This is a genomic window from Sulfidibacter corallicola, assembly GCF_017498545.1.
Lineage (GTDB): Bacteria > Acidobacteriota > Holophagae > Acanthopleuribacterales > Acanthopleuribacteraceae > Sulfidibacter > Sulfidibacter corallicola.
On the sequence record NZ_CP071793.1, the window covers coordinates 6,884,790 to 6,892,740 of the forward strand.

6 protein-coding genes are annotated in these 7,951 nt (G+C 60.8%); 3 read left to right on the forward strand and 3 right to left on the reverse strand.

From position 1 onward, the window contains the following. Positions 1–398: 398 nt before the first annotated feature. From J3U87_RS21385 to J3U87_RS21395, 3 genes are all read left to right on the forward strand, one after another. Entirely contained in the window at positions 399–683 is a 285-nt protein-coding gene (locus J3U87_RS21385; protein ID WP_237377812.1) for a DUF493 domain-containing protein, read from the forward strand. A 234-nt stretch (positions 684–917) separates the two neighbouring features. Beyond that, a complete protein-coding gene (locus J3U87_RS21390; RefSeq protein WP_237377813.1) occupies positions 918–2,702 on the forward strand; it encodes a GspE/PulE family protein in 1,785 nt (594 codons plus the stop codon). A 114-nt stretch (positions 2,703–2,816) separates the two neighbouring features. Then, positions 2,817–5,546 (forward strand): penicillin-binding protein 1A, encoded by a 2,730-nt coding sequence (locus tag J3U87_RS21395; protein WP_237377814.1) that lies wholly within the window; start codon positions 2,817–2,819, stop codon positions 5,544–5,546. A 38-nt stretch (positions 5,547–5,584) separates the two neighbouring features. Here J3U87_RS21395 and J3U87_RS21400 read toward each other — a convergent pair whose 3' ends face one another. The 3 genes from J3U87_RS21400 to J3U87_RS21410 are packed head-to-tail and all read right to left on the reverse strand — an operon-like array spanning position 5,585 to position 7,820. Continuing rightward, positions 5,585–6,406, reverse strand: a complete 822-nt coding sequence (locus tag J3U87_RS21400) for a helix-turn-helix domain-containing protein (RefSeq protein WP_237377815.1) — start codon at positions 6,404–6,406, stop codon at positions 5,585–5,587. A gap of 42 nt (positions 6,407–6,448) precedes the next feature. Further along, complete coding sequence (locus J3U87_RS21405; protein WP_237377816.1) at positions 6,449–7,045, reverse strand: hypothetical protein; 597 nt, start codon at positions 7,043–7,045, stop codon at positions 6,449–6,451. Next, entirely contained in the window at positions 7,038–7,820 is a 783-nt protein-coding gene (locus J3U87_RS21410; protein ID WP_237377817.1) for an aspartate/glutamate racemase family protein, read from the reverse strand. Before J3U87_RS21410 ends, J3U87_RS21405 begins: the two co-directional genes overlap by 8 nt. Between the last annotated feature and the right edge of the window lie 131 nt (positions 7,821–7,951).

Sequence of the window (7,951 nt, forward strand, 5' to 3'; positions counted from 1 at the left end):
CGCCCGGATCCTTTGGTGCGCTTCTTTTTTTTGCCGCTCCCGGCTCGGGCCGCCGCCGTCCGCACCTTCCGAAACCCCTGTCCGCCACGGCTCCGCGTCCTCTCTCGCGCTTTCTCTTTCCCGCCCTACCCCGCTATACTAGGGAGTGCCCGTCCAGATGCGAGAGTTGTTTCCGCCTTCGGGGGTCGATGACTGGATGGGCTCGCGATTGGATGTCCGGCTTCGGGTCTCGAGTTGATGCCGCTCACGGCGGCTTCGGGCGAGATCTTCCGGTTGAACGGGGAAGTTGTCGGGTCGCCCGACAATGTGCGCGTATCCCTGCAAAGAGTTCGTCGTTTCCGAATGCACCGATCCGGGGCGCCCTGGCCGGGCGTTTTTCCGTTCAGGAGGTTTCCCACATGTCCCAGCCCAATGCCAATGGCCTACGCGATCTCGTCGATTTGCCAGGGCCCTTCTCCTTCAAGGTGATCGTCAATCCCGAGTTTTTGGGGCGCGAAGCCGTCGTCGCCTTGATCGGCGATACGCTCGGCCGCGACCTCGGTTCTCCCGATTGGCGCGCCACGCCGAGCAAAAACGGCAAGTACATGTCCTATACCGTCGACGTGCACATCGAGGTCTTCGAAGAGATCGAAAAGCTCTACGCCGTCTTCAAGGCCGAACAGCACGTGGTCTACGCCATGTGACGCGACGGCGCATCCTCGATCCGTTCGGTTTTTCCTGTTCGCGAGACCGGCCCGAACGACCGTCACCCGCGGTGTCGCGGCCGGGTTTCCGCCGCGCTTCGTCTCCCGGGAACCCGCTTGGTGAGCGAGGTCGCGGAAGTGCGGGCGTCGATTGAACTATAACGAAACATTTCACGTGCACTTGTGCCATGATGGTTGCAAACGTCTTCCAACTCAGTTACGAAAGGGTCGCCCATGATCGATGTTCCGTTTCTGCTCAATCTTCTCGTCGAACGTCACGTGATCACCCCGGAAAAATCTGAATACCTGTTACAGCAGGAGAGCCAGGTCCGCAAGAACATCTTCAGGGCCAATCGGGACAACTACGCCGGCCGCTTCGCCAATGCCAGCATGATCCACCCCATCGACGTGGTACTCAATTTTCCCGATTTTCGCGACGACCCCAAGCGACGCGTGACCGAGGACCTGCTGGCCCAGTTCATCGCCGAGAAGAAACAGGTGCCCTACGTCCACCTGGACCCCCTGCAGATCGATTCCAACCTGCTCGCCAAGCACGTGTCGCGACCCTTCGCCCGCAAATACTTGGTCGTGCCCCTGCGCGAAGAGGAGGAGGGTGTGCTGGTCTGCGCCATGATCGATCCCTTCGATCTGGAGTTGGCGTTCAACCTCAAACGCAACTCGGGCATGGACATCAAGATCGTCGTCGCCCCCAAGAACGAGATCGTTCGCATCCTCACCGAATTCTACGGGTTCCGCCAGAGCGTCCAGAAGGCCGAGAAGGACCTGGACCCGATCGTCAACCTGGGCAACCTGGAACAGCTCGTCAATCTCAAATCGGAGCGCGAGCTGGAGGCCTCCGATTCGCACGTCATCAAGGCGGTCGAATATCTATTGATGTACGCCTACGATCAGCGCTCGAGCGACATCCACGTGGAACCCAAGCGCGAGCATTCGGTGATCCGGTTCCGTATCGACGGGGTCCTGCACGACATCCAGACCATGACCCCGAAGGTCCACGCCGCCGTGCTCTCGAGAATCAAGCTGCTGGCCCGAATGGACATCGCCGAGCGTCGCAAACCCCAGGACGGCCGCATCAAGACCAAGATCAAGGCCCGCGAGGTCGAACTGCGCTGTAACATTTTGCCGGTCGCGTTCGGTGAGAAGATGGTCATCCGGATCTTCGATCCCGAGGTCGTCATGAAAGACCTGCTGGACCTGGGCTTCCGCGAAGACGAATTTCGCGAATACGAGCGATTGATCCAGGAGCCCAACGGTCTCTTCCTGGTGACCGGGCCCACCGGTAGCGGCAAGACCACGACCCTCTACTCGACACTGCAGATGCGGGCCTCGCGTGAAATCAACGTCACCACCATCGAAGATCCCATCGAAATGGTCTACGAGCCCTTCAACCAGGTCCTGGTGAACCCGATTCTGGATTTGAGCTTCGCCGGCGCCCTGCGCACCATCCTGCGCCAGGACCCGGACGTCATCATGGTGGGTGAGATTCGCGATCCCGAAACCACGACCTATGCCCTGCAGGCGGCGCTGACCGGTCACCTCGTGTTTTCGACCCTGCACACCAACGATTCCGCCGCCAGTGTCGCACGTCTCTTCGATTTGGGGGCCGAGCCCTTTTTGCTGGGTTCGACCCTGCTGGGCGTCTTGGCCCAACGACTCGTGCGCCAGGTGTGCCGCCATTGCGCCGAATCCGACATCCTCACCCAGGCCCAGTTGAGCCTGCTGAACATTCGCACCCGGACCGGCAAACCCCTGCGCGTACGGCGCGGCAAGGGCTGTCACGTTTGTCGCTATACGGGGCTGTACGGCCGGACCGGTGTCTTCGAATTGCTGCAGGTCGACGATACCGTCCGCAAAATGATCGTCGCCAAGGATGATACGATTTCCATTCGCAAGGCCTGTCGCCAAAAAGGCATGGAAACCCTCAAGGAATGCGGCATTCGTAAGATGATCGCCGGAGAAACCACCTTCGAGGAAGTCGTAAGAGTCTGTATGATCTAATGTGTCCTCGCGCGTTCGTTTGACAATCGCTTGTCGCCGGCGGTGCACGCCACCCCGGCCATGATCGAACCGGCAACACCGGCTCGACGCCCGTTTTGATGGAGATTTGACCCCATGGCCCAATCCGATTCGTCCAGCCTCCCACCGGCGACCCCCGCCGGTTCCGCTTCCACCGTGTCCGCCAAGAAACCGCAAACCGTTCGCAAGTGGTTCCGGCGCCTGTTTGTGTTCGTGTTGGTCACGTCGATCGGGGTGGCTGGCGGGGTCGGCATCGGCATGTACATCCTGTGGCGCGGGGCCCAATTCGAGGACTTGCAACGGCTGGCCAGTTACAAACCCGCCCAGTTCACGCGGGTCTACGCGCGCAACGGCGACCTGATCGACATCATTTCTTCCGAAAAGCGTATCATGCTGGAATACAAGGATATTCCCAAGAATTTCGTGCACGCGTTGGTGGCTGTCGAGGACGAGTACTTTTTCGACCACATCGGGGTTTCGCCGCTGGGCATCATCGCCGCGGTCAAGGATTACGCCATGACCGGCAGGCTGCGCGGGGCGTCCACACTCACCCAGCAGCTCGTCAAGAACATCACCAACGACCGACGCTTCTCCAGCGCCCGCAAGTTGAAGGAGCAGTTGCTGGCCGTGCAGCTCGAGATCCGGTTCACCAAGGAAGAGGTGTTGGCGATGTACGCCAACGAGGTCCCGCTGGGCAACAATCAGTTCGGGATCGAAGCCGCCGCGCGCTATTACTTCGGCAAATCGGTCGGGGCCCTCAGTCTGGTGGAGTGCGCCACGCTGGCCGGGCTTCCCCAGGCGCCATCCAAATTCAACCCCTACAAGAATCCCGACCTGTGTCGCCGGCGCCGCAACATCGTGCTGTACCGGATGCGCGAGGAAGGGTACATCACCCCGCGCGAATACGAGGTCGCCAAGAAACAGCCGATCGTGCTGGTCGACCGCAAGCGGGCTGCGCCCAAGCCGGTGGCCGGTTACTTCGTGGACAAGGTGCGCAAGTACCTGTTCGAAAAGTACGGCGAGGAAACGGTGCGTACCTCGCGGTGGGACGTGCACACCACGCTGGACATGAAGTACCAGGTGATCGCCGAGGAAGCGGTTCGCGAGGGTCTCAAGGAAGTGGACAAGGCCATGGGTTATCGGCCCTACGATTGTCCCTCGGTCTTCAAGGGTGAGGACGGCCAGGATCCGGGCGTCCTGACCTCGTACTTCGATCCTTCCTGGCACCAACCGATTCAGGAGGGGATCACCCTGCGTGGCGTGGTGACGCAGGTCGCCGAATCCCATATTTCCGTGCGGGTGGACGACCAGATCTACCAGGTGACCATGGACCGTTTCAAATGGGCCAGACCCAAGGAAGGCAAGCTGGACAAGCTGTTCAAGGTGGGCGATGTGCCCTTGTTCAAGGTGGTGACGGTGGAGGTGGCCGTGCCTGTCGCGGCAGAGAAACCCGAGCCGGCGGAGCCCTCCGAGATCGAGGCCGAACTGGCCGCGGAAGAACCGCCCGAACCCGAGAAACGGATCGAATTTCAACTGGCCCTGGATCAGGAGCCGGACATCGAGGCGGCATTCATGGCCGTCGATCCCCACAGCGGCGATCTGTTGGCCCAGGTGGGGGGCTACGACTACACCCGCAGTAAATTCAACCGCGCCGAGCAGGCCAAGCGCCAAGTGGGTTCGGCCTTCAAGCCGATCGTGTTCGGGGCCGCACTGGAGAAGGGTTTCACCCTGGCCGATCTGCTGTTCGACGAGCCCACCCAGTTCATCGATCCCTCGCGGTTCTACCTGGACGAGAACGGCGAGCTCCAGATCTACGGTTCGGCCGCGCTCAAGCGCAAGATCAAGCTGGGCCTGGTGGCCCCGCCCAAGCCCTACCAGCCCCACAACTACTACAACCGCTACAAGGGTCGCGTGACCCTGCGCAACGCCCTGGCCCAGTCGCTCAACATCGTCAGCGTCAAGTTGCTCAATTCCGCCGGATACGACCAGGTGCTCGAGTACTCGCACCGGCTCAAGGTGGACGAGGGCAACGATCTGCAACCGTTTCCCAGTTTGGCGTTGGGTGCGATGGAAATGACGCTCGCCGACATGGTGCACAGCTACGGCACCTTCGCGATCAACGGCGTGCGCAACGAGCCGCGCTTCATCTCGCTGATCATGGACGCCAAGGGGCGCATGATCGAGGAGAACCCGATTCGCGGCCATCAGGTCATTTCACCGCAGAACGCCTACATGGTGACGAGCGCGATGCGTTCGGTCATCACGGACGAGAAGGGCACGGCCCGGCGTGCGGCTCGCCTGGGCATGGACCTGGCCGGGAAGACCGGCACGACCGACGACTACACCGACGCCTGGTTCATCGGTTATTCGCCCGAGATCGTGGGCGGCGCCTGGGTCGGCCGAGACCTGAAAGAGACCATCGGCCGCAACCGCACGGGTGGCAACACGGCCCTGCCGATCTGGCTGCGGTTTTTCGGCGAGATCAAGTCCGAGTTGCGCGAGCGGGCGGTCTTCCCCATTCCCGAGGGCCTGGTGATGGTGCCGGTGGACAAGTTCACCGGAAAGAAGATCACGCCGGATTGCGACTGCAACCAGGACGACATGATCGCCGAGGTCTTCCAGCGCGGGACGGAGCCGACCGAGGTCTGCAACCAGGCCGAGAAGGAGTTGCAGGATCTGCCGTGGTACCTGCAGAAACGGGTCTACGATTTCGATCCCCAGGCGGGCTACATCAAGCCGGAGCGGGTGATGATCGACTACGCGTCGCAGAAGCGCGCCCTGCGTTTCATGGAATCGGTGAAGACGCCCAAGAGCGCCAATTTCTGAGCGCGCGACCCTGGGTGGGGTACACCGGGGGTCATGACCTACAGGTTACAGCGAATGCGTGACTTGGGCCGCATCACGCCCGGCGTGAAGCCGTGGCATTTCTTGAACGTTCGCGTCAGGTGCGACTGGTCGTAGAAACCGCAATCGGTGGCCACCTGGGCGATGTCTTTGCCCTCGCGCAACATGGCCAGGGCCTTGTTCAGACGTACCTGGATCTGGTACTGGTGGGGCGGCAGGCCGTAGGCCTGGCGAAACGATCCGATCAGGTAGCGCGGGTTCAGCCCCACTTTGCCCGCCAGTTCGTCCACGGAAAATTCGCCGTCCCAGTGGGCCATGATGTAGTCACGCACGATTTTCAATTTGACTTCGCGGCGGTTGTACGAGGATTCGTTGGAAATCGAGGCGGCCTGCCCCCACACCGTCAGGAAATCCCGGTAGGCCGATTCCTTTTCGGCCACGGTGACCGGATACAACAACACTTCGAACAGTCGCATGAACGCCGGCATCAAGCGCTTTTCGCGGAACACCGTCTGATTGCCCAGGTGAAGTGTGCCCTTGACCCCGATCTGCGCTTCCACCACGGACGGATCGAAATACAACATCGCGTATTCCCACGTCTCCTGGTCCTGGGGGTGGCCGCTATGGACCTGGCCGGGTCGCAAAAAGATGAAATCACCGCACGAGGCGATGTGCTTGGCGCCTCGTGAAAAAACCAGACCATGACCCGAACCCGTGAGGCCAAATCCGTAGGTATCGTGGAAATGTTTGGGGAAAATGTGGGACACCAGACGCGACCGGCGCGCTTCCAACCCCTCCAAATCCTCGTCCTTCCAAATGTGATTGTACTCGAGAGCACCCATCACATCCTCCTGTAGCATGGTATCACGGTCCGAACCCGCCTGTTAAAACCAAGATTCGTAGCGGCGGAACCACAAGGTCACCACCAACACGCTGCCGTTCCCCAACACGCCATTGACGACCGGGAAGGCGAACTCCGCGAGTCCCGAAACCTCGTCGAAGGCGATGGCCAAGATGTTGAACCCGTAGGTCACCACCGCCAGCATCCACACGGTCGGCGATTCGTACGCCTCGTCGCGGACCAGGGCCCGCAGGGTTGGGATGAAGGACAGGATGAAACACACCTGCAGCAACAGGTTGGCGATCAGCCCGTTGCCGGTCACCTGCCAAAAGCCGAGCACGCCGAGCGCCAGCACGAAAACGACCGCATCGAAGCGGCACAGCGACACGTAGGTGCCGCGCCGGAAAATGTAGATGTAGAGCAACGTCAACATCACGGCGCTGACCACGGTCATGGAACCCTTGAACGGATCGTTGCCCACCAGCGGCATGTAGGTCGCGAAATTCAGCCAGCCGATCAGCAGCCAAAGTGTCCAGGTGAACAGATTTGGCTTGGACATCCCCCGCGCCACCTGGCGGAAGTACAGGCAGTAGATGAACACGCCCATACCCAGGGAAAGGCTGCCGAACAGCTCAGACATCGGTCAACTCCCGCGGACGGCGCGCGGTCAGGCGATCCCATCGATCGATGCCCACGCTCAGGGCCGCGGATTTGCGCGCCAACAGCGCCATGGTGTCGAAGACGGGAACGCGTGGGTAGTCCTTGGCTTTGACGAGCATTTCCAGCTCGGTACAACCGAGCACGATGCTTTCCGCACCGCGCGAGACCAGGCGGTCCATGATCGTCAGCAGGATCGCTTTCGATTCGGGCAGGATCACCCCGCGACAAAGCTCTTCGAACAGGATGCGGTGGATTTCCACCTGTTCTTCGTGTTGGGGCAGCAATACGTCCAGGTCGTAGTACCGGCGAAAGCGGTCCTGATACTCCTGATCGCGCATCAGGTTCAGGGTTCCCATCAAGGCGATGCGCCGCGCGCCGGCGGCCGCCACGGCCTCGCCGGTGGGATCGGCGATGTGCAGCAACGGGATCGACACGGCGGCTTCGAGTTGGGGCGCCACCTTGTGCATGGTGTTGCAGACGATGACCAGGAAATCGGCACCGGCCGCTTCGAGACGGCGTCCTTTGTCGACGACGTAGTGGGCGGCCTCTTCCCAGCGCTCGGCATGTACGAAGGTTTCGATGTTGTAGAAGTCCACACTGTACATCAGGGTTTCGCAGAGGTGGGTGCCGCCGGCGAGCCGGCGGGCCTCGTCGTAGAGATCTCTCAGGAAGGTGAGCGTCGATTCGCCGCTCATGCCGCCCAAAATGCCGACGATGCGCCGACCCTCCATGAAGCGCGAGGAAAACGGTTCCATTGAACCCCCTTTCGAAGTGACATCCGCAAAATGTCCAAGTCCTTGCATTGAATTCTGTAGCCCGTGACGCGATCGGTATTGGACAAAAGTCAGGCTTTATCTTTTTTTGTGGATGAGAAGCAGTCTTGGCA